Raw genomic sequence first — 26,484 nt, 5'->3', positions numbered from 1 at the left:
GGCGGAGTCCGGCACATGCTCTCCGGGCTCGATCTGGCTTCTGGGCAGATGTTCTATCGACTCCGCGACCGCAAACGCTGGCAGGAGTTCCTCGACTTCCTGCGCCAGCTCCGGCGTCGGTTCCCCACCGGGCGGCTATACGTCGTCTGTGACAACTTCTCCCCGCACCTCAAGACCGAGGTCGCCGCCTGGTGCGCGACCCACGACGTCGAGTTGGTGTTCACTCCGACCAACGCGTCGTGGCTGAACTGGATCGAGTCGGAGTTCACCGCGCTGCGTTACTTCACCCTCGACGGCAGCGACTACCCCTCTCACACCGCCCAGGAGGCCGCGATCGCCGGCTACATCCGCTGGGCCAACCGCCACGCCCGCCCGAAGCGACACTTCGCCCCCGAGTCCAAAATCCGCAGGCCCGATTACCTACCGAACGTTGCCTGACGAGGCACTAGCAGCAACCGTGCACCGGCCCCGGGAGGCGGCGATGAGCGAGGACACGGCACGACCGGCCAGACCGGCCACTCGGAGCGCCCTGCTCGGAGCGATGTTCCTGATGGCCACGAGCGCCATCGGCCCCGGCTTCATCACCCAGACCACGGAGTTCACCGCCCAGCTCGGTGCGGCGTTCGCCTTCGCGATCCTCGTGTCGATCCTGGTCGACGTGGCGATCCAGATGAACGTCTGGCGGGTCGTCGGCGTCTCCGGGATGCGCGCCCACGAGCTCGCCAACAGGGTCGCCCCGGGTGCCGGCTGGGTACTCACCGTGCTGGTCGTGGTCGGCGGGCTGGTGTTCAACATCGCCAACGTCGCCGGCGCCGGGCTCGGGCTGAACGCGCTGCTCGGGCTGCCGCCCGCGATCGGCGGCGCGATCTCCGCCGTCGTCGCGATCGCGATCTTCACGGTCCGCCGGGCCGGGGCCGCGCTGGACCGCATCGTCGTCGTGCTCGGCGTGCTGATGATCGGCCTGACCGCCTACGTCGCGATCGTGTCCGGGCCACCGGTCGGGGACGCGCTGCGCCAGACGGTGCTGCCCGACCAGGTCAGCTGGCTGGTCATCACCACCCTGATCGGCGGGACCGTCGGCGGCTACATCACCTACGCGGGCGCGCACCGGATGCTCGACTCCGGGCTGTCCGGGCCGGAGCACGCCGGGCAGGTCGCCCGCAGCTCCGTGCAGGGGATCCTGGTCACCGCCGTCATGCGGGTCCTGCTGTTCCTGGCGATCCTCGGCGTCGTCGCCGGCGGGGTGAACCTGGCCGACTCCGACAACCCGACCGCCACCGCGTTCGGCGCCGCCGCAGGCGAGGTGGGCGTGCGGCTGTTCGGCCTCATCCTGTGGACCGCCGCGATCACCTCGGTGATCGGCGCGGCCTACACCTCGGTGTCGTTCCTGACCTCCCGGGAGACCCCGCAGCGCACCACGAACCTGCTGACCGTGGGCTTCATCGTGCTCAGCACCGCGGTCTTCCTCGTCGCCGGCACCACCCCGGTCACGCTGCTGATCTTCGCCGGGGCGTTCAACGGGCTGATCCTGCCGATCGGGTTCACCATCCTGCTGTGGGTGGCGTGGCGCCGCTCCGACCTGCTCGGCGGGTACCGCTACCCGCGCTGGCTGCTGGGCGCGGGCGTCGCGGGGTGGCTGGTGACGCTGTTCATCGGGTACCAGTTCGTGGCCGAGAACCTCGGGAAGCTGTGACCCTCGGGAAACCGGGAACCTCGGGAAGCGGTGAACCATGACTCTCATCGACCTCAACGCCGACCTCGGCGAGTCCTACGGCCAGTGGGTCCTCGGGGACGACGACGCGATGCTCGGGCTGGTCAGCTCGGCCAACGTCGCCTGCGGGTTCCATGCCGGGGACCCGACGACGCTGCGGGCGACGACCGAGCGGGCGGCCACGTCCGGGGTCGCCGTCGGCGCCCAGGTGGCCTATCCGGACCTGCGCGGGTTCGGACGCCGGTTCCTCGACGTCGAGCCGGCCGCGCTGACCGACGACGTGCTCTACCAGATCGGCGCGCTGGAGGCGCTGTGCCGGGTGGCGGGAACCCGGGTCCGCTACGTGAAACCGCACGGCGCCCTCTACAACGCGACCCGCACCCACACCGCGCAGGCCCGAGCCGTGGTCGAGGCCGTCCGCGCCTACGACCCGGCGCTGCCGGTGCTGGGGTTGCCCGGATCGGAGCTGCTGGCCGCCGCGGAGGCGGCCGGGCTGCGCGCGGTGCCGGAGTTCTTCGTCGACCGCGGCTACACCCCCGAGGGCGGCCTGGTGCCACGGCGCGAGCCCGGTGCCCTGCTCGACGACGCGGGCGCCGCCGCGCAACGGGTGGTCCGCATGATCGAGCACGGCGTGGTCCGCGCCGTCGACGGCAGCGACGTCGCCGTCCGCGCCGAGTCCGCCTGCGTGCACGGGGACTCGCCCGGCGCCGTCGCGATGGCCCGCCAGGTCCGCGACGCGCTGTCCCGGGCCGGCGTCGAGATCACGGCGTTCGCACCGTGACCGCCGGGCTCACCCCGGCCCGGGCCCGGGAACGGTTCCGCGCGGGGCTCTCCACCCCGACGTCGGGCTGGTGCGCCGGCTGGACCCAGGCCAACCTGATCGCGGTCCCGCAGGAGTACGCCTGGGACGTGCTGCTGTTCGCCCAGCGCAACCCGAAGCCGTGCCCGGTGCTCGACGTCCTGGAACCCGGCGAGTTCGCCGGCGCGATCCTCGAGGGGGACGTCCGCACCGACCTGCCCGGCTACCGCGTGTACCGCGACGGGGAACTGGCCGACCGGCCGTCGGAGGTCGTGGAGCACTGGGGCGACGACCTGGTGGGTTTCCTGATCGGGTGCAGCTTCACCTTCGAGAACGCGCTGCTCGACGCCGGGGTGCCGGTGCGGCACATCGAGCTGGGCCGCAACGTCCCGATGTACCGGACGACCCGGCGGTGCCGGCGCGCCGGGCGGATGTCCGGGCCGCTGGTGGTGTCGATGCGTCCGGTCCCGAGGGCTCTCGTGGACACCGCGGTGGAGGTCACCGCCCGCTACCCGCAGGTGCACGGTGCCCCGGTGCACTGCGGGGACCCGGCCGCGCTGGGGATCGCCGATCTCGGCGCGCCCGACTACGGCGACCCGGTGCCGGTGGCCGACGGCGAGGTGCCGGTGTTCTGGGCCTGCGGGGTGACCCCGCAGGCCGCCGTGCTCGAGTCCCGGCTGCCGCTGGCGATCACCCACGAGCCCGGCCGGATGCTGATCACCGATGCCCGGGACACCGACTACCGGATCTGAGTCATGATCGTGGCATGACGGACGACCCGCACGCCTGGCTCGAGGACGTCACCGGTGAGGAGGCCCTGCGCTGGGTGGCCGGGCACAACGCCGGCACCGAGGAACGGCTGACCGGTACCGAGCTGTTCGCCGGGCTGGAGTCCGGCATCCGCGAGGTGCTCGACGCCCGCGCCCGCATCCCGTGGGTCGTGCAGCGCGGCGGGCTGTACTACAACTTCTGGACCGACGAGCAGAACCCGCGCGGCCTGTGGCGGCGCACCACACCCGAGCAGTACCGCACCGACGATCCCGAGTGGGAGGTCCTGCTCGACCTCGACGCGCTCAACGAGGCCGAGGGCGAGAACTGGGTCTGGCACGGTGCCCGGTTCCTGCGCCCGGACCTCGACCGCGCCCTGATCGACCTGTCCCGCGGCGGTGCGGACGCCGACGTCACCCGCGAGTTCGACCTCGGCACGAAGGACTGGGTCGCACCGGACGGGGCCGCGTCCGGGTTCGTCCGCCCGGAGGCGAAGGGCGGGGTGAGCTGGATCGACCGCGACACCCTGTGGGTCTCCAGCGACTTCGGCCCCGGGACGACGACGAGCTCCGGCTACCCGCGGACCGTGCGCCGCTGGTCCCGCGGCACCGCCCTCGCCGACGCCCCGGTGATCTTCGAGGGTGGCACCGAGGACCTGTCGGTGAGCGCCCACCACGACCAGACGCCCGGCTACCCGCGCGACTTCGTCCGCCGGGCGATCGACTTCTACTCCGACGAGCTGTACCTGGTCGAGGGCACGACACTGCGCAAGGTCGACGTGCCGGACTCGGCGATCGCCGACGTCCAGCGCGAGTGGCTGGTGCTCGAGCTGCGCGAGGACTGGGGGCGCTTCGCCGCCGGGTCCCTGCTCGCCGCCCGGTTCGACGACGTCCTGGCCGGCACCGCGCGCTGGGAGGTGCTGTTCGCACCGAGCGCGTCGTCGTCGCTGGCGGGTTACACCTGGACCCGGCACCACCTGGTGCTGAACGTGCTGGAGGACGTCGCCAACCGGCTGTCCGTGCTCACCCCGGGCGAGGACGGCTGGGCGCGGTCGGCGTTCACCGGGGCGCCCGAGTTCGGCAGCGTCGACGTGTCCGCCGTGGATTCCGACGAGTCCGACGACGTGTGGCTCGTCGTCACCGACTACCTCACCCCGTCCTCGCTGGCGATCGCGCGCCCGGGCGAGCAGCCGCAGACGCTCAAGAGCTCACCCGCCTTCTTCGACGCCTCCGGGCACGTCATCGAGCAGCACTTCGTGACCAGCGACGACGGCACCCGCGTCCCGTACTTCCTGGTCCGCCCGAAGGATCTGGCGTTCGACAGCACCGCACCGACCCTGCTCTACGGCTACGGCGGCTTCGAGATCGCGCTGACCCCCGGCTACTCCGGCGGCATCGGCCGGTCCTGGCTGGAGCGCGGTGGCGTGTACGCGGTCGCCAACCTGCGCGGCGGCGGCGAGTACGGCCCGCGCTGGCACCGCGCCGCGCTGCGCGAGAACCGGCCGCGGGCCTACGAGGACATGGCCGCCGTCGCCCGCGACCTGGTGGACCGCGGGATCACCGCCCCGGCCCACCTGGCCGTGCAGGGCGGCAGCAACGGCGGGCTGATGGCCGGGAACATGCTGGTCCGCTACCCGGAGCTGTTCGGCGCGGTCGTCATCCAGGTGCCGCTGCTGGACATGAAGCGCTACAGCCACCTGCTCGCCGGGGCGTCCTGGATGGCCGAGTACGGCGACCCGGACACCGAGGACTGGGAGTTCATCCGGACGTTCTCGCCGTACCACCTGATCGACCCGGCGGCCACGTACCCGCCGGTGATCCTGTTGACCTCGACCCGCGACGACCGGGTGCACCCCGGCCACGCCCGCAAGTTCGCCGCGGCACTCGCCGCGGCCGGCCACGACGTCACCTACTACGAGAACATCGAGGGCGGCCACGGCGGCGCCGCGGACAACGCGCAGGCCGCGAAGATGGCGGCGCTGGCCTACACCTTCCTGGAGCGGCTTCGCCGCCCGTGAGTGGTTATCGCGGCTCCGACCGCGAAAACCACTCACGAGCCATTTTCACCACGTCCTCGGGGCGCTCGATGTGCATGCCGTGGCTCGACCCGGGCCCGGTGACGAGCTCGAACCGGGCCCCGGGGATCGCGTCGGCGACCTTGCGGGACTGCCACGGCGGCGTCAGCAGGTCCTGCTCGCCGACCAGGACCAGGGTCGGTGCGGTGATCGATCCGAGCCGGTCGAGCGTGTCGTGGGCCAGGTCGGCGTCCCACTGCTCGACGGTCGCCTGCATCTGCGCCTCGTTCTGCGGGAAGGCCGGGATCAGCGGCCCCAGCAGCTCCTCGAAGTCGGGCCGGTCGAGCAGCTCCGGGGAGAACGCGATGCCGGACGCGGCCAGCGCCGCCTCCATGTCCCGGTGCACGTAGGGCAGCCGGAGCGCGGAGAGCACAGAGCGCTGGAACCCGTCACAGCGCGCCCAGGTCCCGTACATCACCGTGGAGGCGACGCGGTCCGGGTAGGCCAGCGCGAGCTCCTGCGCGATCGCCGACCCGAGCGACCAGCCCAGGACGTGCGCCCGCGGCACGTCCAGCGCCTCGAGCAGGGCCGCGGCGTCCTCGGCCAGCGACGCGACGGTCATCGGCCCGTCGCCGCGCTCGGTGCCACCGAGACCGCGCAGGTCATAGGTGATCACCTGATGGTCCTCGGCGAGCCGGGCGGTCAGCTCGCCCCACAGCGGGATCGAGCCGGACGTTCCCATGATCAGCAGCAACGGCTCGCCGCTGCCGGTGGTCTCGTGGTTCACCGTGATGCCGGTGCGGATTCTCGTCTGGGGCATGGGGGGCTCCTTCGGAGCCCGTGAGTGGTTATCGCGGTCAGGGCCGCGACAACCACTCACGGGCGAAAGTTCAAACCGTTGTCGAGGTCGGCGGCGGGCAGCGACGCCCGCTCGTGGTCGTGCTCGTGCATGTGGGTCCACGGCTCCCGGTCGCCCTGGCGGAACATCTTGTCCTGCGAGCGCATGACGTAGCCGGGGTTGAAGTTCGCCGGGTCGCTCCACGGCAGCAGCGGCATGTCCTCGTCACCGAGGCGCAGCTCGGGCACCACCGTGCTCGCGCCGCGCTCGGCCATCCGCTCGAAGATCCGCGCGACGACGTCGTTGATCAGGTCCACCCGCAGCGTCCAGCTGTGCCGGAAGTAGCCGAACGAGTACGCCATGTTCGGCACACCGCTGATCATCATCCCGCGCCAGGTGACGCGCCCGGTGAAGTCGACCGGCTCGCCGTCGACCCGGAACGGGATGTCACCGAGCACCGAGAGGTTGAACCCGGTCGCGGTGACGACGACGTCCGCCTCGATCACCTCGCCCGACGCGAGCTGCACACCCTTCTCGGTGAACTCGGCGATCTCGTCGGTGACGACCGAGGCCTGGCCCTCGCGCATGGCCGTGAAGAAGTCGCCGTCGGGCACGAACGCGATCCGCTGCTGCCACGGCCGGTAGCGCGGGACGAAGTGCTTCTCGACGTCGGTGCCCTCGGGCAGCAGCGGGCGGATCGTCTCGACCAGGAACTCGTGCAGCTGATCGGGATCGTCGCGCCCGGTCGTGGCCAGCCAGTCGAGCTGCTGGACGTAGGTCCGGCGCAGGATCTCGTGCGTCCACTCGTCGGGCAGGTCCAGCGGTTCGAGCATCGTGGCGAGCTCGTGCACCGTCGGCGCGGGGAACCAGTACGACGGCGAGCGCTGCAGCATCGTCACGTGCTCGGCGGTGCCGGCCACCGCCGGGACCACGGTCGCCGCCGTCGCGCCGGACCCGATGACCAACACCTTCTTCCCCGTGCAGTCGAGGTCGTCCGGCCAGGCCTGCGGGTGCACCATCCGGCCCTCGAACCGGTCGGTGCCCGGCCACTCGGGGGTGTAGGGGTCGTCGTGGTTGTAGTAGCCCTGGCACATCCACAGGAAGTCGGTCGTCAGGCGCAGCCGTTCACCGGTGTCGGTGCGGGTGACCTCGGCGGTCCACCGGCGCTCCTCCGACGACCAGGCCAGGTCGGTGACGCGGTGGTGGTAGCGGATGTGGCCGGCGAGATCGTCCTCCTCGATGACCTCGTCGAGGTAGGACAGGATCTGGCCGCCACCGGCGATCGACGGCCCGCGCCACGGCTTGTGCCGGTAGCCGTAGGTGAACAGGTCGCTGTCCGAGCGCGCACCCGGGTACTGGTGGGTCCACCACGTCCCGCCGCGGTCGTCCTGGGCCTCCAGGATCGTGAACGTGCGGTCCGGGAACCGTTCGCGCAGGTGGTGGGCGGCACCGATGCCGGAGACACCGGCTCCCACGATGAGGACGTCGACGTGCTCGGTGTCCTGCCGGTCGCGTTCGGTCGTGGTGGCACCGGTCATGGCGGTCATGCCACGTCCTCCGTTCGACGATGAAGGGATCCGGGCCGAACGTAGGCCCGGGTGGCGCGCCCACGGGTGTCCCAATCTCGGACAGCGCGCGGACTTGACCACGCCCGCATGATGTGAGGGAGCGCACTACAGGAGTGGTCGATGACACACACCCCGGTCGGACGGACACCGCTCACCCGAGCCCGGGTGGGGCACCTGGACCGGAGCGACGTGGACCTGCTCGGGGTCCGGGACCACGTGGCGGCGTCCTGGCGGCGCAGCCTCGCCCTGGGCGTCGATCCCGGGACGATCGCCAACCGCTACCACCCGGACCTCGAGCTCGACTCCCGGCTCGTGCGGTGCGCGCAGCCGGTCATCGACCGGCTGGCCGAGCAGGTCGCGGACGTCCCCGTGTGCATCGCGCTGACCGACGACCACGCGCGGCTCGTCGCGCGGCGCGACACCCAGCGCGGGATCGGTGTGCTCGCCGACGGGAACAACTTCGCCACCGGGTTCGGCTACGGCGAGGGGGAGGTCGGCACCAACGGCGTCGGGACGGTCCTGGAGTCCGGCGAGTCGGTCCACATCGTCGGCGCCGAGCACTTCGTGGAACGGCTGCAGAGCTACGCCTGCGCCGGCGCCCCGGTGCGCGACCCGCTCACCCGCCGGATCGAGGGGGTCCTCGACATCAGCTGCCGGTCCGAGCACTCCTCACCGGTGCTGCACTCGCTCGTCCGGTCCGCGGCGGCGCAGATCCAGGAGGCGCTGCTGCTCGACCGCGACCCCGGGCAACAGGCCCTGCTCAGTGCCTACTCCCGGGCCGACGCCCGGGCCGATGCCCGCGGCCGGCGGGCCGTGCTGGCCGTCGGCCGGCGCACGGTGCTGACCAACGCGCTCACCCAGAGCCTGCTCGATGCCGGGGACCTGCTCGCGCTGCAGGACCACATGCGGTTCGTGATGTTCCGGACCGCGTCGACCGACGAGGGCGTCGACCTGCCGTCCGGGACCCGGGTACGGCTGCGCGGGACGGTGGTCGCGGTCGGCGACTCGGTCGCCGGGATGGTCGGGACGGTCACGGTTCCGCAGGACGACGCGGGGGTCGTGCTCGTCGCCCGCTCCCGGGCGCGCACCGCGGGCCGGCCGGCCGAGCACACCGCGGGGCCGGTGCCGGGCGCGCGCGGGCCCGCCGCCGCCAGCCGTGCCCCGGCGTGGCGGGCGGCCCGGGCCACGGTTGCCGGGGCACTGGCGGAGTCGCCGACGGCGGTGCTGGTCCTCGGCGAGCCGGGGTCGGGCCGCTGCCGGATGCTGACCGACACCGACGGCGAGCTGCACGGCCCCGGGAACGTCCTGGCTGTCGGCTCGGAGCAGCTGACGGACGCGCCCGGGCCGGTGGCGGACGTGATCCGCAACCCGGACCCGGACCGGTTGCTCGTGCTGCGCGACGTCGACCGGCTGCCGGATGCGGCGCTCGAGACCCTGAGCGCGGCGCTCGACGACCCGCGGCCGCCCGGCCGGCCGCTGCGGATCGCGGCGACCGCCTCCGACGACGCCGTGGGTGGGCCCGCGTACGGCGCGCTGCTCGACCGGTTCCGGTGGTCGGCGACGGTGCCCCCGGTGCGCCACCGTTCCGCGGACCTGCCCGAGCTGGCCGAGTCCCTGCTGGCCGAGCTGGCCCCGCAGCGCGAGGTCCGGCTGTCCCCGGCCGCGCACCGGGTGCTGGCCCGCCACACCTGGCCGGGCAACGTCGCCGAGCTGCGCGAGGCACTGACCGGTGCGCTCGCCCGGCGCCCGGTCGGGAGCATCGAGCCCTCCGACCTGCCCGAGTCCTGCCAGAGCGTCCCGCGGAGCTCGCTGCGCGCGGTCGACCAGGCGGAGCGGGACACGATCGTCGCGGCGCTGCGCGACGCCGGCGGCAACCGGGTGGCCGCGGCCGGTGCGCTCGGGCTGGCCCGCTCCACCCTCTACCGCAAGATCCGTCTGTACGGGATCACCGACTGACCGGCGCTCACGGGTTAGCGTCGTCGGTGTGAACGAGGTCGTGATCCGGGTCCGGGGCGAGTACGAGCGCGAGGTCCCCGCCGAGCGCGGCACCGCCCGGGTGGTGGTGCGCGCGCAGGGGTCCGAGCCCGGGCCGGTGCGGGCGCGGGTCGAGGCCGACTGCGGCACGGTGCTCGCCGACGTCCGGGCCTGGCACGACCCGGACGCCGGGCCGGTGCGCCGCTACGTCGTCGACCAGGTCCGCACGTCGGTGCAGCACCCCTCGCACAAGGGCCGCCCGCGGCCGCCGGTGCACCACGCGTCGGTGTCGCTGGCGGTGGAGTTCGACGACGTCGCCCGGCTCGGCGGCTGGCTGTCCCAGCTGGGAGCGCTGGAGAACGTCGGGGTCCGCGGGATCGACTGGGACCTGTCCGGCGAGCACCGCCGCGAGGTCGAGCGGGTGGCCCGGCAGGAGGCACTGCGGCAGGCCCTCGCCCGGGCCCAGGACTACGCCGACGCCCTGGACCTCGGCACCGTCTCGGCCCGGTCGATCGCCGACGTCGGGCTGCTCGACACGCGGCCCGCCCCGGTCGCGGCGCGAGCCTTCGCCGCCGCGCCCGCCGGCGCCGCACCCGAGTCCGACGACGGGCTGGGCGCGCTGCTCGCCCCCGACGACATCACCGTCCGGGCCGCCGTCGAGGCCGAGTTCGTCGTCGCGCCGGCCTGAGCGGGCCCCGCTCAGGCCTCCCGGTCGGCGATGCCGGCGTGCTCGGTGCGCAGCTCCCGCTTGAGGATCTTGCCGCTCGGGTTCTTCGGCAGCGCCTCGGCGAACACGACGTACTTGGGCCGCTTGTAACCGGCCAGCTTCTCCCGGGCGTGGGCGTGCACCTGCTCCTCGGTGAGCGTCACCCCCTCCTTCGGGACGACGACCGCGGTCACCGCCTCGATCCAGTGCGGGTGGCTGACCCCGAACACCGCCACCTCGGCGACGCCCTCGAGCAGGTAGACGGCCTCCTCGACCTCGCGGGAGGCGACGTTCTCCCCACCGGTCTTGATCATGTCCTTCTTGCGGTCGACGACCGACAGGTAGCCGTCCTCGGTCATCACACCCAGGTCGCCGGAGTGGAACCAGCCGCCCGCGAACGCGTCCGCGGTCTTCTCCTCGTCGTTGTAGTAGCCCAGCGTCGCCTGCGGGGAACGGTGCACGATCTCACCGATCTCGCCGGGCGGGAGCTCCTCGCCGGCCTCGTCGACCACCCGGGTCTCGACGTTGAGCGAGGCGCGGCCCGCCGACCCGGCCCGCTCGATCTGCTCCTCCGGCCGCAGGATCGTGGCCAGCGGTGACATCTCCGTCTGGCCGTAGAAGTTCCACAGCGACACGTTCGGCAGCCGCCGGGACAGCTCCTGCAGCACCTCCACCGGCATCGCGGCGGCGCCGTAGTAGCCCTTGCGCAGGCTGGACAGGTCGGTCGAGTCGAAGTCCGGGTGGCGCAGCAGCGAGATCCACACCGTCGGCGGGCAGAACAGCTTGGTGACCTTCTCCCGCTCGATCGTCGCCAGCACCGTCGCCGGGTCCGGGGCGGGCAGGATGATGCTGGTCGCGCCCAGGTAGACGTCGACGGAGAAGAAGCAGTCCAGCTGCGCGCAGTGGTACATCGGCAGCGAGTGCAGCTCGACGTCGTCGTGGGTCATCCCGCCGTCGACGATGCAGCTGACGTACTGGGTGATCAGCGAACGCGACGGCAGCATGACGCCCTTGGGCCGCGACTCGGTGCCGGAGGTGTACATCAGGCGCAGCGGGTCGTCGTCGCCGACGTGCACGTCGGGCTGGCCCGGGTCGCCCTCCCCGTCGATCCAGGTGTCGACGTCGGCCCAGCCGCCGGCCGGGGCCTGCCCGGACAGCGCGATCGACCCGCGGATCGTCGCGGGGTCCGCGGACTGGGCCAGCGCCTTCTCCGCGACCGGCACCAGCGCGTCCTCGGCGACGAACGCCTTCGCCCCCGAGTGGTCGAGGATGTAGGCGATCTCCTCCGGCCCGAGCATGAAGTTCACCGGCACGAGCACGACGCCCAGACGCGCGGTCGCGAACGTCAGGACGCCGAACTGGCGGCAGTTGTGCGACAGCAGCGCAAGCCGGTCCCCCTTGACCAGGCCCTGCCCCGCCAGCGCGGCCGCGCAGCGGTTCACCGCGGCGTCGAACTCGGCGAAGCTCCACCGCGCACCGGCGTCGACGACCGCGACCTTGCCCGGGTACCGCTTCGCCGTGCGGTGCAGCAGGTCACCGATCGAATGCCGGCGGGCCCGCGTGATCGCGGCGGTCGTCTGCTCGCTGAACCCGGAGGCGGCGCTGCTCATGGCGTCATCCTGCCCGACCCCCGCCGATCCCGTCACCCGCCCGTGAGTGGTTATCGCGGTCAGGGCCGCGGTAACCACTCACGGGCACCCAGACCGCGGTGGGCTCGTCCCGGCCGCGCAGCGTGACCGTGTCGTCGGCACGCCAGTGGGCCGCCTCGGCGCCGGCGGCGTCGACCGCACGCTGGGCGGCGACGACCCGGCCGGGCACCGACTTGGCGACGTCGGTGAGCCGGGCGGCCTCGTTCACCGGGTCGCCGATGACGGTGTACTCGTACCGGCGCGGGTCACCGAGGTTGCCGGCGACGGCGTCGCCCGCCGAGACACCGATCCCGGCCTCGATCTCGGGCATCTCCGCGGCGAGGCGGTGCCCGGCACGGCGGGCGGCGGCGAGCGCGGCGGCGGGGGCGCCGTCCAGGTCCAGCGGCGCCCCGAAGATCGCCAGGGCGGCGTCGCCCTCGAACTTGTTGATCCACCCGCCGGACTGCTCGACGCACTCGACGACCACGCCGAAGAACCGGTTGAGCAGGGCGACGACCTCCTCCGGCGGGCGGCGGGCGGCCATCATCGTCGACCCGACGAGATCGACGAACAGCACCGCGACCGGGCGCACCTCACCACCGAGCCGGATCTCCCCGGACCGCGCGGCGGCGGCCTCGGCGACGTCGCGGCCGACGTGCCTGCCGAACAGGTCCCGCAGCCGGTCCCGCTCGCGCAGGCCCTCGACCATGCCGTTCGTCCCGGCCTGCAGCTGACCGAGCTCGGTGTTGTCGTAGACGGGCACGCGCACGTCGAGGTCGCCGTCCTGCACCCGGGCGAGCGCGCGGCGCACGGCCAGCACCGGGTCGGCGATGGCCCGGGCGGCGCCGATCGTGGTGAGCAGCCCGGAGCCGAGCGCCGCACCGCCCAGCACCAGCATCGCCACCGCGAGCTGGGTCGGGGAGGTGTCGCCGTAGACCAGCGCGACCAGCCCGGCCAGCATCACCCCGGACAGCGGGACCGCGGTCCCGACCACCCAGAACCCGACCGAGCGCAGCATCACGCCGGTGACCAGCCGGCGCCGCCGGGGCGGGCGGCCGGACAGCACCCGGGCCGCGGCCCGGCGCAGCATCCGCTCGACGAGCAGGTAGGACAGCGCGCACGTGGTGACGCCGCCGATCGCGACCGTCGCGGTCACCGAGAACGCCAGCCGCCCGGAGTAGCGCAGGTTGAGCAGGCAGAACAGCACCGCGGCCAGCAGCCACAGGACGGCGATCATCCGGCTGATCCGCGCCGGCGCGGCGAGCACCAGGTGTCGCTGCGCCTGGTCCACGTCGGACGTCGAGCGGCGCAGGGTGAGCGTGCGCCGCCCGAGCCCGATGCCGAGCGGGATCGCCACCAGCAGGTAGCCCCCCAGCACGGCCAGGTTGACCAGCCGGATCCCGGCGGCGTCGAGCAGCTGCCCGCGGGGCAGCACGAACGCCGCGATCGCCAGCACGACCGACGCCCCGCCCACGTTCGCGGTGACGACCACGGACGCGATCAGGGCCCGCGCCGGCAGGCCGACGACCGGGCGTCCCGGCCGGGCCTGCCGCTCCTCCGTCATGATCGCGGATTCTAGGCCGGACGGGTGAGGGCAGGCCGCTCAGCCGCGCAGCCCGGTCAGCCGGTCGGCCGCCTCGGCGAGCACCTCGTCGCGCTTGCAGAACGCGAAACGCACCAGCGGCCGGGTCGCCGCCACCGCCGCGGCGGACTGGCAGAACACCGACACCGGCACGGCCGCGACCCCGCACAGCTCGGGCAGTTTCCAGGCGAGATCGACCCCGTCGTCGAAGCCGAGCGGGCGCGGGTCGGCCACGACGAAGTAGGTGCCGCGGGCGGTGAGCACGTCGAACCCGGCCGAGCGCAGGCCGGCCGAGAGCAGGTCGCGCTTGCGGGTCAGGTCGGCGGCGGCCGTGGCGTAGAAGTCGTCGCCGAGGGCCAGCGCGTTCGCCACGGCCGGCTGCAGCGGGGCCCCGCCGTGGAAGGTGAGGAACTGCTTCACCGCCCGCGGGGCGGCGACCAGCTCGGGCGGGCCGTGCACCCACCCCACCTTCCAGCCGGTCACCGAGAACGTCTTGCCGGCCGAGGAGATCGTCAGCGTGCGCTCGGCCAGCCCGGGCACCGGCAGCGTTGCCATGGGGATGTGCTCGGCGTCGTCGAACGTCATGTGCTCGTAGACCTCGTCGGTCACGACGACGGCGTCATGCGCGACCGCGAGCTCCCCGATCCGGGTCAGCTGCGCGCGGGTGAACACGGCCCCGGTCGGGTTGTGCGGGGTGTTGACCAGCACCACCCGGGTGCGGTCGGAGAAGGCGGCGGCGAGCTCGTCGTCGTCGAACCCGAAGTGCGGCGGGTGCAGGGTCACCGGCCGCAGGGTCGCGCCGGCCAGCGCGACCGATGCGGCGTAGGAGTCGTAGGTCGGTTCGAAGGCCACGACCTCGTCGCCCGGTTCGCAGAGCCCGAGCAGGGTGGCCGCGATGGCCTCGGTGGCGCCCGTGGTGACGACGACGTCGGCCGGGTCGACGTCGAGCCCGTAGAAGCGGCGCTGGTGGTCGGCGACGGCCCGGCGCAGCGACGGCGCGCCCGGGCCGGGCGGGTACTGGTTCACCCCGCGCTCGGTGATGTTCGCGGCGGCGTCCGCGAGCAGGGACGCGGGCCCGTCGGTGTCCGGGAACCCCTGACCGAGATTGATCGCCCCGGTCTCGGCGGCGAGCCGGGAGATCTCGGTGAAGATCGTGGAGGTGAACGGGCGCATGCGTTCGACCAGCATGGTCGGTCACCCTAGGCGTCCGGCCGGTGCGTGCGGCCGTGAGCCGGTCGGCACCCCACGACGACGGGCGGCGCAGCGCCTGATCGAGGTTCTGCGCTACCCCGTGCCTGCCCCGGGCCCGGTGGGGTTCCACCGTCGCCGGGCGAGCCTGCGTGGTGCGGCCTTCCGGTCCGGCCCGCGATCGGTCCGCGGTCGGCCCGGCCCGCCGGTCAGTCCAGCCCGCGGACGATGTGCGACTCGTCCTCGTGCTCCTCCACCTCGGCGGAGACGGCGGTGTCGTCGGTCGTGGCGTTCATGCGTGACCCCCTCTCGACTGTCGGATGACGAATGGTGGACACAGGGGTGGACGTCCGTCACCGCCCCGGCGTTGCTGTACCGGCACGCGAACCGATTCAGAACCACCCGACCGGGCGATCGGACCCTGTCCACCCGGCCGGGTCGTGCGCACTGCTATCGACCGGCGTGGCCGACGAGATGGATCCGCTCCGCGTCGCGGGCACCGCGGACGGCGACCCGCCACCCGCCGTCGTCGTCGCGCGCGGTGACCAGCTCCGCGGTCGAGGGCAGCAGCAGCGGCTTGCGGAACACGACGTCGTAGGTGAACGCGTCGGGGAGGCGCCCCTCGAGGGCCGCGACGGCCCGGGCCGCGGTCCACATGCCGTGCGCGATCGCCCGCGGGAAGCCCATCGCCTTCGCCGTCAGCGGGTACAGGTGGATCGGGTTCACGTCCCCGGAGACGGCGGCGTAGCGGCGACCGAGGTCGCCCGGGAGCCGCCACAGCGCGCTCGCCGGTCCGGTCGGCACGGCGGGCTCGGAGGGCTCGGCAACCTCGTCACCGCCGTCACCGTCGCCACTGCCGCCGCCGGGATCGCCGGGCGCGGACGCCCCGCGGGCGAGGTAGGTGCTGCGCCCCTCCCACACCGGCTCGCCGGACGCCGCCACCTCGCCGACCAGGTCGACCCGGGCACCCTTCGGGTGCGCGGTGAAGCGCTCCGCCCACACCCGCACGTCGAGGTTCTCCGACGGCGCGATCGCCCGGTGCACGGTGATCCGGTTCGCCAGGTGCACGAGCCCGGGCAGCGGCAGCGGGAACGACCGGCCGGCCATGAGCACGACCTGGAGGCCGAACGTGAGCAGGTGCGGGTAGGTCACCGGCAGCGCGGCCCCGACCCGGAACCCGCAGACGCGGGCGTAGTCGGCGAAGTGTCCCGGGTCGACGGTGACCCCGCGGCGGACCAGCTCGGTGTCCGGCAGGGTCGTCGCCCGCCCCGGGAGCACGGCCCCGACGGCGGCCGAGGCGTAGAGCGGGCCCAGCGACGGGGCGCCGTGCAGTTCGGTGACCGCCATCTCAGGCCCCCAGCATCGACTGGCCGCACACCCGCACGACCTGCCCGTTCAGCCCGCCGGACTCGGCCCGGCCGAGCCAGCCGATGGTCTCGGCGACGTCGACCGGGAGCCCGCCCTGGCGCAGCGAGTTGACCCGGCGCCCGGCCTCGCGGGTGCCCAGCGGCATCGTCTGCGTCATCTCGGTCTCGATGAACCCGGGCGCGACAGCGTTGATCGTGGCCCCGCGCCCGGCGAACCGCGGTGCGAGCGCCCGGACCATCCCGATCACCCCGGCCTTGGAGGCGGCGTAGTTGGTCTGGCCGCGGTTGCCCGCGATCCCGGACTGCGACGAGACGCAGACGATCCGGCCGGCGTCGTGCAGCGGGGAGCCCGCGGCGAGCAGTGCCTCGTTGATCCGCAGCTGGGCGCCCAGGTTGACCGCGAGCACCGCGTTCCAGCGGTCCTCGGTCATGTTGGCGAGCAGCTTGTCCCGCGTGATGCCGGCGTTGTGCACCACGAGGTCGACGCCGCCGTGCCGCTCGGCCAGGTGCCTCAGCAGCCGCTCCGGTGCGTCGTCGGCGGTGATGTCGAGCTGCAGCGCGGTCCCGCCGGTGCGGTTGGCGGTCGCCGCCAGGCCCTCCCCGGCCGCCGGGACGTCGACGGCGACGATCGTCGCGCCGTCCCGGGCGAGGGTGTCGGCGACCGCGGCACCGATCCCGCGGGCGGCGCCGGTGACCACGGCGGTCCGCCCCGCGAGCGGGCGCTCCTCGGCACGGGGGTCGTCGACCTCGGCCGGCTCCTGCGGGGTGCCGACCGGCGTCCCGACGTGCACGACCTGGCCGTCGACGTAGGCCGAGCGGGCGGACAGGAAGAACCGCAGCGACGAGTCGAGGGCGGCGGGCGGGGTGGCCTCCGCCGCGACGAGCAGGTTCGCCGTCGCCCCGGCCCGCAGCTCCTTGCCGATCGAACGGACCAGCCCGTCGAGCCCCTGGGCTACCGCCGCCGCCTCGGCACCGGCCGAGGCCACGGCCTCGGCCGGCTCGGCCCCGATGAGCAGCAGCCGGCCGGACGGCCCGAGCCGGCGCACGGCGGGGGTGAGGATCTGCTGGGCCGCCGCGAGGTCGGCCAGCGTGGTCGCGCCGGACAGGTCGACGACGACGCCGTGCAGCGTCTCCTCCGCCGGCTCGCTCACCGCCGGTTGCCCGTGCTCCTCGACGAACGCCGCGACCGGCGTCGCGAACCGGCCCGTCCCGGCGGACGCGACGAGGACGGGGCCGGCCAGCAGCGGGTCGCCGGGGCGGTGCCGGCGCAGGGCCGGCACCGTCGGCACGCCGAGCTGCCGGGCGATCGGGGTGTTGGACAGGGTCGCCAGAAGATCGTTGCCGGTCATGCCTTCGTCTCCAGGATCGCGACGACGCCCTGGCCGCCGGCGGCACAGATCGAGATGAGCCCGCGCTGGTCGGTCTTCTCGGAGTCGGCCCTCTCGCGCAGCAGCGTCGCCAGGGTCGCGACGATCCGCCCGCCGGTCGCGGCGAACGGGTGCCCGGCGGCGAGCGAGGAACCGGCGACGTTGAGCCGGCCGTCGTCGATCGCTCCGAGGGCGCCGTCGCGGCCCAGCCGCTCCCGGCAGAACCGTGCGTCCTCCCAGGCCCGGCGCTGCACCTGCACGACCGAGGCGAACGCCTCGTGGATCTCGTAGAGGTCGAAGTCCTGCAGCGACAGGCCGTGGCGCTCCAGCAGCCGCGGCACCGCGAACACCCCGGCAGTCAGAAGACCGTCAGTGCTGTGCCGATGGTCGGCTCCGCGAGCTCCGCCTCCGTGCACGTAGTCGACCGCCGCGGTCTCCGCGTCCACCACGTGCGCCAGCACCGGCAACCGGTGCTCGGCGGCCCACTCGTCGGACCCGAGCAGCACCAGCGCGGCACCGTCGGTCAGCGGGGTGGAGTTGCCGGCCGTCATCGTCGCGTCCGGTCCCTTGCCGAACACCGGCTTCAGCGTCGCGAGCTTGTCCGCCGACGAGTCCGGACGCAGGTTGTCGTCGCGGGTGAGCCCGAGGTACGGGGTGAGCAGGTCGTCGAAGAAGCCGCGGTCGTAGGCGGCGGCCAGGTTGCGGTGGCTGCGCGCGGCGAGCTCGTCCTGCTCGGTGCGGCCGATGCCCCACTCGAGCGCGGTGCGCGCCGCGTGCTCGCCCATCGACAGCCCGGTGCGCGGCTCCGCGTTCCGCGGGATCTCCGGGACGATCTGGCCCGGCCGCAGCTGCCCGACGAGCGCGAGCCGCTCGGTCGTGCTCCGGGCCGCGTTCAGCTTGACCAGCACCCGGCGCAGGTCGTCGTTCAGCGCGATCGGGGCGTCGGACGCGCTGTCCACCCCACCGGCCACTCCGGACTCGATCTGCCCGAGGGCGATCTTGTTGGCCACCGCGATCGTGGCCTGCAGGCCGGTGCCGCAGGCCTGCTGCACGTCGTAGGCCGCGGTCGCCGGGGCCAGCCGGGAGCCGAGGACGGCCTCGCGGGTGAGGTTGAAGTCGCGCGAGTGCTTGAGGACCGCTCCGGCCACGACCTCGCCGAGCCGCTCACCGGCCAGGCCGAAGCGGGCGACCAGACCGTCCAGTGTGGTGGTGAGCATGTCGAGGTCGGTCGCGTTCGCGTAGGCCCGGTTCGCCCGCGCGAACGGGATCCGGTTGCCGCCGATGACGGCGGCGCGCCGGGGACTGGCTGGCATGGGTCGTCCTCCTGGGGTCGGTCCCGCTCCGGAGCACCGGCGACGACGACGCTGCGCGCGGTCGCCGGCGGGCGGAGCATGGTTCCTGCGGTCCGGCACTACCACCGAGTAGCCGATACCCAAGGTACACGGTACTGTTGGTGCCGTGAAGGTGGGACGGGACAGGCGCGACAGCCGGTGGGACGCGCACCGTGAGCAGCGGCGGGTCCAGCTCGTCGGCTCCGCCATCGGGGCGATCCGCCGCCAGGGCGCCGGACTCGGCATGGACGAGATCGCCGCCGCGGCGGGCACCAGCAAGACCGTGATCTACCGGCACTTCGGCGACCGGACCGGCCTCTACACCGCGATCTGCGAGTCGGTGGCCGGGGTCCTGCTCGCCGAGGTGCGCCGCGCCACCGCGGACGCGCTCGCCGACCCCGCACACGGACCGCGGGCCGCCGTCGCCGCCGGCATCGACGCCTACCTGCAGCTGATCGAGAGCGATCCCGAGCTGTACCGCTTCGTCGTGCACCGGCCGCTGCTCGCCCAGGGCCACGGCGGGCGCCGGGGCACCGGTGACGCCGCCGATTCCGGCACCGACCCGGTCAACGACCTGGTCACGGTGATCGGCGACGAGGTCGCCGGGGCGATCGCCGGCTACCTGCCCGCGCCGTCCGGCGCCGGCGGGACACCGGTCGCCCGGATCTGGGGGCACGCGATCGTCGGCCTGGTCCGGGGTGCCGCCGACGACTGGCTGGCCCGCCCGGACGGCACCTCCCGCGACCGGCTCACCGCCCACCTCACCGATCTGGCCTGGTCCGGGCTGTCCGGACTGGCCCCGCACGCGCAGGAGGTTCGATCATGACCCGGCACACCCTGCCCGCTCCCGGCGCGATCCCCGCGGACGCCCTGCGGACCGTCGTCGACGGCCGGTGGGCCCACGTCCGCCAGGAGACCCGCGAGCAGCTCGCCGCGGCCGAGCTGCACCCGGACCCGGACCTGTCCTCGGCCGAGTACCGCGCGCGCATCACCGACGCGCTCAAGGTCCTCACCGCGTCCGGGCGCCCGCAGAGCGGCTTCGACCCGTCCGTCGGCGGCGACGGCGACGTCGGCGGTGTGGTCACCGCGTTCGCCATGCTCGCCTACGGCGACCTGTCGCTGCTGGTCAAGGCCGGGGTCCAGTGGGGACTGTTCGGTGGCGCGGTGCAGGTACTGGGCACCGAGCGGCACCACGAGCGGTACCTGCGCCCGATCATCGACGGCGACCTGCTCGGCTGCTTCGCGATGACCGAGGCCGGGCACGGGTCGGACGTGCAGCACCTGCACACCACCGCGACCTACGACCCCGCGACCCGCGAGTTCGTCGTACACACGCCGTACCCGCAGGCCCGCAAGACCTACATCGGCAACGCCGCCCGCGACGGGCGGATGGCGGTGGTGTTCGCCCAGCTGATCACCGGCGAGCACCGGCCCGGAGTGCACGCGTTCCTCGTCCCGATCCGCGACGCCGACGGCCGCCCGGCGCCCGGCGTCATCATCGGCGACGACGGCCGCAAGGCCGGCCTCAACGGCGTCGACAACGGACGACTGAGCTTCGAGCAGGTGCGGATCCCGCGCGAGAACCTGCTCGACCGGTTCGCCGGCGTCGCCGAGGACGGCACGTACTCCTCGCCGATCGAGAACGGGACCGCGCGGTTCTTCACCATGCTGGGCACGCTGGTCCGCGGCCGGATCAGCGTCGCGGGTGGTGCGGGCGGGGCGGCGCAGAAGGCGCTGGCCCTCGCCGTCCGGTTCGGCGAGCGGCGCCGCCAGTTCTCCGACCCGTCCACCGGCGAGGAGATCGCCGTCCTCGACTACCTCGCCCACCAGCGCAAGCTGCTGCCCGCACTGGCGACGACGTTCGCGCTGCACTTCACCCAGGACGACCTGGTGGCGCGGATGCACGCGATCCAGGCCCCCGGCTCCGGCCCGGCGGGCGCCCGCGAGCAGCGGACCCTGGAGCAGTCGGCGGCCGGGATCAAGGCGGTCGCCACCTGGCACGCCACGCACACCATCCAGACCTGCCGGGAGGCCTGCGGCGGCGCGGGCTACCTGGAGGAGAACCTGCTGCCCGCACTGAAGGCGGACACCGACGTGTTCACCACCTTCGAGGGCGACAACACCGTGCTGCTGCAGCTGCTGGCCAAGGAGCTGCTGGCCGACTACGGCCGGACGATCAAGAAGGGGAACCCGCTGCAGATCGCGCCGCTGGCGGGGCGCCAGCTGGCCGGGGTGCTCGCCGAGCGCACCGGCGCGGCCTCGCTGGCCCGGCGCCTGCCGTGGCGCGGGCTCGACCTGACCGACCGCGGGCGCCGTCGCACGCTGCTCGAGACCCGGCGCGCCGACACCCTGGCCACCGCGGTCCGGCACCTCGCCCCGGCCCTGCGCACCGGCAACGACGAGTTCGCGGTGTTCAACGACGCGCAGGACCTGCTGCTGGTCGCCGCCCGCGCGCACGTCGACGTGCTGGTCGAGACGTCGTTCCGGGAGGCGGTCGAGGCGGTGCGCGAGCCGGGGGTGCGGGCGCTGCTGGAACGCGTGTACGACCTGCACGTGCTCTCGGTGATCGACCGCGAGCGTGCCTGGTACCTGCAGACCGGCCGGCTCACCGCGGCCGAGGCCCGGTCGGTCCGGCCGCTGGTGAACGAGCTGTGCGGCGAGCTGCGGCCGTATGCGCGGACGCTGGTCGACGCGTTCGGCATCCCGGAGAACCGGCTGGCCTGCCCGATGCTCGACGACGAGGCGTGGGCCCCCGCACCCGGGAAATAACCTGGACACCAGACATCCTGGATATGTAGTGTCCAGATCATGCGGATGGGCCAGGGCGTCGAGTGGGCGCTGCACTGCTGTCTCAACCTCGCCTGGACCGGCACGCCGGTCCCGGCGTCCCGGCTCGCCGCACTGTACGACCTGCCGCCCGCCTACCTGAACAAGCAGCTGCAGGCCCTGGTCCGGGCCGGGCTCTGCGAGTCCGTCCCGGGCCCGCGGGGCGGCTTCCGGCTGGCCCGCCCGCCGGGTGAGGTGTCGCTGCTCGACGTCGTCGTCGCCCTGGAGGGCCCGGAGGACGCGTTCCGCTGCACCTCGATCCTCGCCGCCGGCCCCGGCGGCGACCCCGGGGCGGACTATCCGGACACCTGTGCGATCTCGCTGAGCATGCGCCGGGCCGAGCTGGCCTGGCGCCGCGAGCTCGCCGCACGATCGCTCGCCGACGTCTCCGACGACGTCCTCCGGCACACCCCCGGCGCGGCCGACCGCGTCCGGGACGCACTCACCGCCTGAGCGGAGCGCGACCAGCGCCCATCCCGACCGAGAGGAACCGCCCATGGAACCGCGCATGCCGAAGCCGTACTCGCACGTGCCGGAGAGCTACCGGGCACTGTCCGCACTGGAGCGGTCCACCCGCGACCCCGACGTCCTCCCGGTCCCGATCCAGGAGATCGTCCGGCTGCGTGCCAGCCAGATCAACGGGTGCGGGTTCTGCGTGGACATGCACTCGCACGACGCGCTCGAGCACGGGGAGCGCACCGAGCGCCTGATGGCGGTCGCTGCCTGGCGGGAGGCGCCGTGGTTCACCCGCGAGGAACGGGCCGCGCTCGCACTGACCGAGTCGATGACCCGGCTGGCCGACCGCGCCGACGCGGTACCCGACGAGGTGTGGGACGAGGCCGCCGCCGTGTTCGACGAGCACGCGCTGGCCCTGCTCGTGACCACCGTGGCCACCATCAACGCCTGGAACCGGATCAGCGTCGCCACCCGCCAGATCGCGGGCAGCCACCGCGGCGCGGCCTGAGCACCGCACCGGCGGTGGCATCCCGGTGTGAGCCGATCCACCGCCGGTCGGGCGGACGTCCACGTCGCGACCTGCCTAGGCTCGATCGTGTCGAAGGCCGTTCCCCGACGGCGATGCCAGCGCAGGTGAGGTGCCCGTGTCCCCGATCCCCCACTCGGTCGACCACTCCGTCGATCACGCGGAGTCCGAGCTCCGCGTCACCGACCGGAAGACGTCCGCGGCCGGAGCGAAGGCCGTCGCGATCTCGATGCGCCGCTCGCTCGCCGAGCAGGGCCTGGTCAAGACCGCCCGCAACCTGCTCTCGCTCAACCAGGTCGACGGCTTCGACTGCATGAGCTGCGCCTGGCCGGACCCCGCGCCGGGCGAGCGGCACACCGCGGAGTTCTGCGAGAACGGCGCCAAGGCCGTCGCCTGGGAGGGCGACCGCAGGCAGGTCACCCCGGAGTTCTTCGCCCAGCACTCGATCGAGGACCTGAAGACCCGCACCGGGCACTGGCTGGAGAGCCAGGGCCGCCTGCTGCACCCGATGGTCCGCCGGGGCGGCGGCACGCACTACGAGCCGATCAGCTGGGAGAGCGCGTTCGAGCTGGTCGCCGAGCACCTCACGGCGCTCGCCTCGCCGGACGACGCGATCTTCTACACCTCCGGGCGCGCGTCCAACGAGGCCGCGTTCGTCTACCAGCTCCTGGTCCGCGCCTTCGGCACGAACAACCTCCCCGACTGCTCGAACATGTGCCACGAGTCGACCGGGGTCGGGCTCGCGGAGTCGATCGGCGTCGGCAAGGGCACGGTGTCGCTGCGCGACATCCACGAGGCCGACCTGATCGTGATCTCCGGGCAGAACCCGGGCACCAACCACCCGCGGATGCTCTCGGCGCTGGAGATCGCCAAGCGCAACGGCGCCCGGATCATCGCGATCAACCCGCTGCCCGAGGCCGGCCTGATCCGGTTCGACAACCCGCAGACGGCGCGCGGCATGGCCGGGATCGGCACCCGGATCGCCGACGAGTTCCTCCAGATCCGCTCGGACGGCGACCTCGCGCTGTGGCAGGCGTTCGGTCACCTGCTGCTGGCCGCCGAGGAGCGCGACCCCGGCACCGTGCTGGACCGCGAGTTCATCGACCGGCACACCCACGGCTTCGCCGAGTACGCGGCCCACGTCGCGGACCTCGACCGCGACGCCGTCGTCCGCGCCACCGGTCTGGACTGGGCGCAGATCGAGCGGGCCGCGGACATGATCGCCGGCTCGAAGCGGGTCGTGAACTGCTGGGCGATGGGCATCACCCAGCACCGCAACGCGGTGAACACCATCAAGGAGATGGTGAACGTCGCGCTGCTGCAGGGGATGATCGGCAAGCCGGGCGCGGGGCTGTGCCCGGTCCGCGGCCACTCCAACGTGCAGGGCGACCGCACGATGGGCATCTGGGAGCAGATGCCGGACAGCTTCCTCGACGCGCTGCGCGACGAGTTCGGCTTCGAGCCGCCCCGCGAGCACGGCCACGACTCGATCGCCGCGGTCAAGGCGATGGACGCCGCCCCCGGGAAGGTCTTCGTCGGGCTCGGTGGCAACTTCGCGCAGGCCATGTCGGACACCGGCGTCACCGAGCGGGCGCTGGAGAACTGCGCGCTCACCGTCCAGGTCTCGACCAAGCTCAACCGCTCGCACGCGGTCGCCGGCACCGACGCGCTGATCCTGCCCGCGCTGGGCCGCACCGAGAAGGACCTGACCGGCGGCCGGCTCCAGCAGGTCACGGTGGAGGACTCGATGTCGGCCGTGCACGCCTCGCACGGCCGCTCGCAGCCGGCCGGCGAGCTGTTGCGCTCCGAGGTCGACGTCGTCTGCGGCATCGCCCGGGCGACCTTCGGCGACGACCACGCCGTGCCGTGGGCGGAGTTCGCCGGCGACTACGGCCGCATCCGGGAGTCGATCGGCCGCGTCGTCCCGGGCTGCGAGGCCTACGCCGAGAAGGTCGCCCGTTCCGGGGGCTTCACGCTGCCGCACCCCCCGCGGGACAGCCGCAGCTTCCCGACGGCGTCCGGCCGGGCGGAGTTCACCGTCAGCCCGATCCAGGTCGCGACCCTGCCCGCCGGGCGGCTGGTGCTGCAGAGCCTGCGCAGCCACGACCAGTTCAACACCACGATCTACGGCCTGGACGACCGCTACCGCGGTATCCACTCCGGACGCCGGGTGGTGTTCATCTCCCCCGCCGACCTGCGCGAGCTCGGCTTCGCCGACGGCGACCGGGTGAACCTGGTCAGCGAGTGGGTCGACGGTTCGGAGCGCCGGGCCGACGACTTCCGGCTGGTCTCCTACGCGACGCCGAAGGGCTGCGTCGCGGCGTACTACCCGGAGACCAACCCGCTGGTCCCGCTGGACTCGTTCGCCGAGGGCTCCCGCTGCCCGACCTCGAAGTGGGTGCAGGTGCGGCTCGAGCCCGCCCGTGCCGGAGCCTGACGCCGCCCGCCGGAGACCGGCCGCGTGAGGCCGGTCACCGCATCGGTGGGTGCGGATCGGAATGCCGGTCACCCCTCGTGAGGTTGCACGGGAGCGTGTCCACACGAGGGGGGAACCGGTGAGCACTGCGAACACCGTCGGCACTGGGAACACCGCGAACACCGGTGCCGGGGCGCCGAGCCGGGTCCGGCTCGCGCTGGTGCTGGGTGCGCTGATCGCGCTCGGTCCGCTGACGATCGACACCTACCTGCCCGCGCTGCCGGAGGTGGGCAGCGAGCTGGGGGCCTCCGGGACCACGGTGCAGCTGACCCTGACCGGGACCCTGGTCGGCCTCGCGCTGGGCCAGGTGCTGATCGGCCCGCTGTCCGACGCCTACGGTCGCCGCCTGCCGCTGCTGCTCGGCACCGGGCTGCACGTGCTGGCCTCGGCGCTGGTGGCGGTGGCGCCGTCGATCGAGGTGCTGACGGTGCTGCGGGTGCTGCAGGGCATCGGCGCGTCGGCCGGTGCGGTCGTCGGGCTGGCGATCGTGCGCGACCTGTTCACCGGCCGTGCGGCCGCGACCATGCTGTCCCGGCTGATGCTCGTGATGGGCGCCGCCCCGGTGCTGGCGCCGACGCTCGGTGCCGGCTTGCTGACCTGGGTGTCCTGGCGCGGGGTGTTCCTGTTCCTCGCCGGATACGGCCTGGTGATGCTGGCCGTGGTGACGGCCGGGCTGCCGGAGACGCTGCCCCCGGCCCGCCGGCGCAGCGCACGCGTCGGCGCCACCGTGCGGACCTACGGGATGCTGCTGCGGGACCGGACGTTCGTCGGTCTGGTCCTCGTCGCGGGCCTCGCGATGGGTGCGCTGTTCTCCTACGTCTCGGGCGCCGCGTACGTCTTCCAGGACCAGTTCGGGATGGACCAGCAGACGTTCGGGGTGGCCTTCGGCGCCGGGGCGATCTGGCTGGTCGTGGGCACGCAGCTGAACCCGGTGCTGCTGCGCTACCTGGAGCCGCGCCGGGTGATGAGCGGCGCGGTCGCCGTGGGCGTGCTGGCCGGGCTGGCGCTGGCGGTGCTGACGGCGACCGGGACCGGCGGGCTCCCGGCCGTCCTCGCGGGCGTCTGGACGCTGCTGCTCTCGGCCGGCTTCGTCATGCCGAACGCGCCCGCCCTGGCGCTGGCCCGGCACGGCGAGACGGCCGGGACGGCGGCCGCACTGCTCGGCTGCCTGCAGTTCGGCCTGGGCGCCGTGACCTCGCCGCTGGTCGGGCTGCTCGGCAACGACGCGACCGCCATGGGGACCGCGATGTTCGCCGCGATCGGGCTCTCCGGGCTGTCGCTGGTGCTGGTCGTCCGGCCGTGGACGCTGCCCGATCTCAACGAGCCCCCCGCTTCTGCTTGACCTGAAGTGAACGTGAG

General features: G+C 73.6%; 21 protein-coding genes. 13 read left to right on the top strand and 8 right to left on the bottom strand.

The genetic code is table 11. The features are described from left to right. The 5 genes from BM093_RS25210 to BM093_RS25190 all read left to right on the top strand — a co-directional run. On the top strand, positions 1-438 hold a 438-nt coding region (locus tag BM093_RS25210; RefSeq protein WP_177238699.1), incomplete at its 5' end, for a transposase. A gap of 43 nt (positions 439-481) precedes the next feature. Continuing rightward, positions 482-1,693, top strand: a complete 1,212-nt coding sequence (locus tag BM093_RS25205; RefSeq protein WP_093350664.1) for an NRAMP family divalent metal transporter — start codon at positions 482-484, stop codon at positions 1,691-1,693. A 37-nt stretch (positions 1,694-1,730) separates the two neighbouring features. Further along, positions 1,731-2,492 carry a LamB/YcsF family protein gene (locus tag BM093_RS25200; RefSeq protein WP_093350628.1) on the top strand — a complete coding sequence of 254 codons (762 nt, stop codon included), beginning with the start codon at positions 1,731-1,733 and terminating at the stop codon, positions 2,490-2,492. Further along, positions 2,489-3,262 carry a putative hydro-lyase gene (locus tag BM093_RS25195; RefSeq protein WP_093350623.1) on the top strand — a complete coding sequence of 258 codons (774 nt, stop codon included), beginning with the start codon at positions 2,489-2,491 and terminating at the stop codon, positions 3,260-3,262. Before BM093_RS25200 ends, BM093_RS25195 begins: the two co-directional genes overlap by 4 nt. 14 nt (positions 3,263-3,276) lie before the next feature. Next, a complete protein-coding gene (locus tag BM093_RS25190) occupies positions 3,277-5,295 on the top strand; it encodes a prolyl oligopeptidase family serine peptidase (RefSeq protein ID WP_093350620.1) in 2,019 nt (672 codons plus the stop codon). Between the two features lie 4 nt (positions 5,296-5,299). On the opposite strand, the gene BM093_RS25185 is transcribed toward BM093_RS25190, so the two are convergent. Both BM093_RS25185 and BM093_RS25180 read right to left on the bottom strand, forming a co-directional pair. Beyond that, complete coding sequence (locus BM093_RS25185) at positions 5,300-6,112, bottom strand: alpha/beta fold hydrolase (RefSeq protein ID WP_093350617.1); 813 nt, start codon at positions 6,110-6,112, stop codon at positions 5,300-5,302. A 56-nt stretch (positions 6,113-6,168) separates the two neighbouring features. Continuing rightward, complete coding sequence (locus BM093_RS25180; protein ID WP_245773782.1) at positions 6,169-7,677, bottom strand: flavin-containing monooxygenase; 1,509 nt, start codon at positions 7,675-7,677, stop codon at positions 6,169-6,171. Between the two features lie 141 nt (positions 7,678-7,818). On the opposite strand from BM093_RS25180, the gene BM093_RS25175 reads away from it, so the two are divergent. Next, positions 7,819-9,654 carry a sigma-54-dependent Fis family transcriptional regulator gene (locus BM093_RS25175; protein WP_093350614.1) on the top strand — a complete coding sequence of 612 codons (1,836 nt, stop codon included), beginning with the start codon at positions 7,819-7,821 and terminating at the stop codon, positions 9,652-9,654. A gap of 28 nt (positions 9,655-9,682) precedes the next feature. Then, positions 9,683-10,360 carry an SIMPL domain-containing protein gene (locus BM093_RS25170; RefSeq protein ID WP_177238698.1) on the top strand — a complete coding sequence of 226 codons (678 nt, stop codon included), beginning with the start codon at positions 9,683-9,685 and terminating at the stop codon, positions 10,358-10,360. An 11-nt stretch (positions 10,361-10,371) separates the two neighbouring features. Here the strand turns inward: BM093_RS25170 and BM093_RS25165 are convergent, their stop codons facing one another. The 6 genes from BM093_RS25165 to BM093_RS25140 form a co-directional block, all read right to left on the bottom strand. Beyond that, positions 10,372-11,988 (bottom strand): acyl-CoA synthetase, encoded by a 1,617-nt coding sequence (locus BM093_RS25165; protein ID WP_093350608.1) that lies wholly within the window; start codon positions 11,986-11,988, stop codon positions 10,372-10,374. Positions 11,989-11,992: 4 nt separating this feature from the next. Next, positions 11,993-13,570: an adenylate/guanylate cyclase domain-containing protein gene (locus BM093_RS25160; protein ID WP_093350605.1), complete on the bottom strand. Its 1,578-nt coding sequence runs from the start codon at positions 13,568-13,570 to the stop codon at positions 11,993-11,995. A 39-nt stretch (positions 13,571-13,609) separates the two neighbouring features. Continuing rightward, the gene (locus tag BM093_RS25155; protein ID WP_093350602.1) at positions 13,610-14,776 is read right to left on the bottom strand and encodes a pyridoxal phosphate-dependent aminotransferase; all 1,167 of its coding nucleotides are present in this window, start codon (positions 14,774-14,776) and stop codon (positions 13,610-13,612) included. Positions 14,777-15,226: 450 nt separating this feature from the next. Further along, on the bottom strand, positions 15,227-16,123 hold the full coding sequence (locus tag BM093_RS25150; RefSeq protein ID WP_093350600.1) for a MaoC family dehydratase: 897 nt from the start codon (positions 16,121-16,123) through the stop codon (positions 15,227-15,229). A gap of 1 nt (position 16,124) precedes the next feature. Next, positions 16,125-17,492 (bottom strand): 3-oxoacyl-ACP reductase, encoded by a 1,368-nt coding sequence (locus tag BM093_RS25145; RefSeq protein WP_093350597.1) that lies wholly within the window; start codon positions 17,490-17,492, stop codon positions 16,125-16,127. Next, positions 17,489-18,823: an acetyl-CoA C-acetyltransferase gene (locus tag BM093_RS25140; protein WP_093350594.1), complete on the bottom strand. Its 1,335-nt coding sequence runs from the start codon at positions 18,821-18,823 to the stop codon at positions 17,489-17,491. The genes BM093_RS25145 and BM093_RS25140 overlap by 4 nt, the downstream gene beginning before the upstream one ends. A gap of 145 nt (positions 18,824-18,968) precedes the next feature. On the opposite strand from BM093_RS25140, the gene BM093_RS25135 reads away from it, so the two are divergent. The 6 genes from BM093_RS25135 (at position 18,969) to BM093_RS25110 (ending at position 26,467) form a co-directional block, all read left to right on the top strand. Then, positions 18,969-19,667, top strand: coding sequence for a TetR family transcriptional regulator (locus tag BM093_RS25135; protein ID WP_093350591.1), 699 nt, complete (start codon positions 18,969-18,971; stop codon positions 19,665-19,667). Beyond that, entirely contained in the window at positions 19,664-21,610 is a 1,947-nt protein-coding gene (locus tag BM093_RS25130) for an acyl-CoA dehydrogenase family protein (RefSeq protein WP_093350588.1), read from the top strand. Before BM093_RS25135 ends, BM093_RS25130 begins: the two co-directional genes overlap by 4 nt. A 39-nt stretch (positions 21,611-21,649) precedes the next feature. Next, positions 21,650-22,120, top strand: a complete 471-nt coding sequence (locus tag BM093_RS25125) for an RrF2 family transcriptional regulator (RefSeq protein WP_093350585.1) — start codon at positions 21,650-21,652, stop codon at positions 22,118-22,120. A 43-nt stretch (positions 22,121-22,163) separates the two neighbouring features. After that, entirely contained in the window at positions 22,164-22,631 is a 468-nt protein-coding gene (locus BM093_RS25120; RefSeq protein ID WP_093350582.1) for a carboxymuconolactone decarboxylase family protein, read from the top strand. Between the two features lie 136 nt (positions 22,632-22,767). Beyond that, complete coding sequence (locus BM093_RS25115) at positions 22,768-25,086, top strand: FdhF/YdeP family oxidoreductase (RefSeq protein ID WP_245773781.1); 2,319 nt, start codon at positions 22,768-22,770, stop codon at positions 25,084-25,086. A 118-nt stretch (positions 25,087-25,204) separates the two neighbouring features. Next, on the top strand, positions 25,205-26,467 hold the full coding sequence (locus BM093_RS25110; RefSeq protein WP_245773780.1) for a multidrug effflux MFS transporter: 1,263 nt from the start codon (positions 25,205-25,207) through the stop codon (positions 26,465-26,467). Positions 26,468-26,484: the final 17 nt, after the last annotated feature.

The sequence above is a fragment of the Pseudonocardia ammonioxydans genome, assembly GCF_900115005.1.
Lineage (GTDB): Bacteria > Actinomycetota > Actinomycetes > Mycobacteriales > Pseudonocardiaceae > Pseudonocardia > Pseudonocardia ammonioxydans.
Note: the sequence above shows the minus strand (reverse complement) of the source record. Positions and strands in the feature narration are given on the sequence as shown.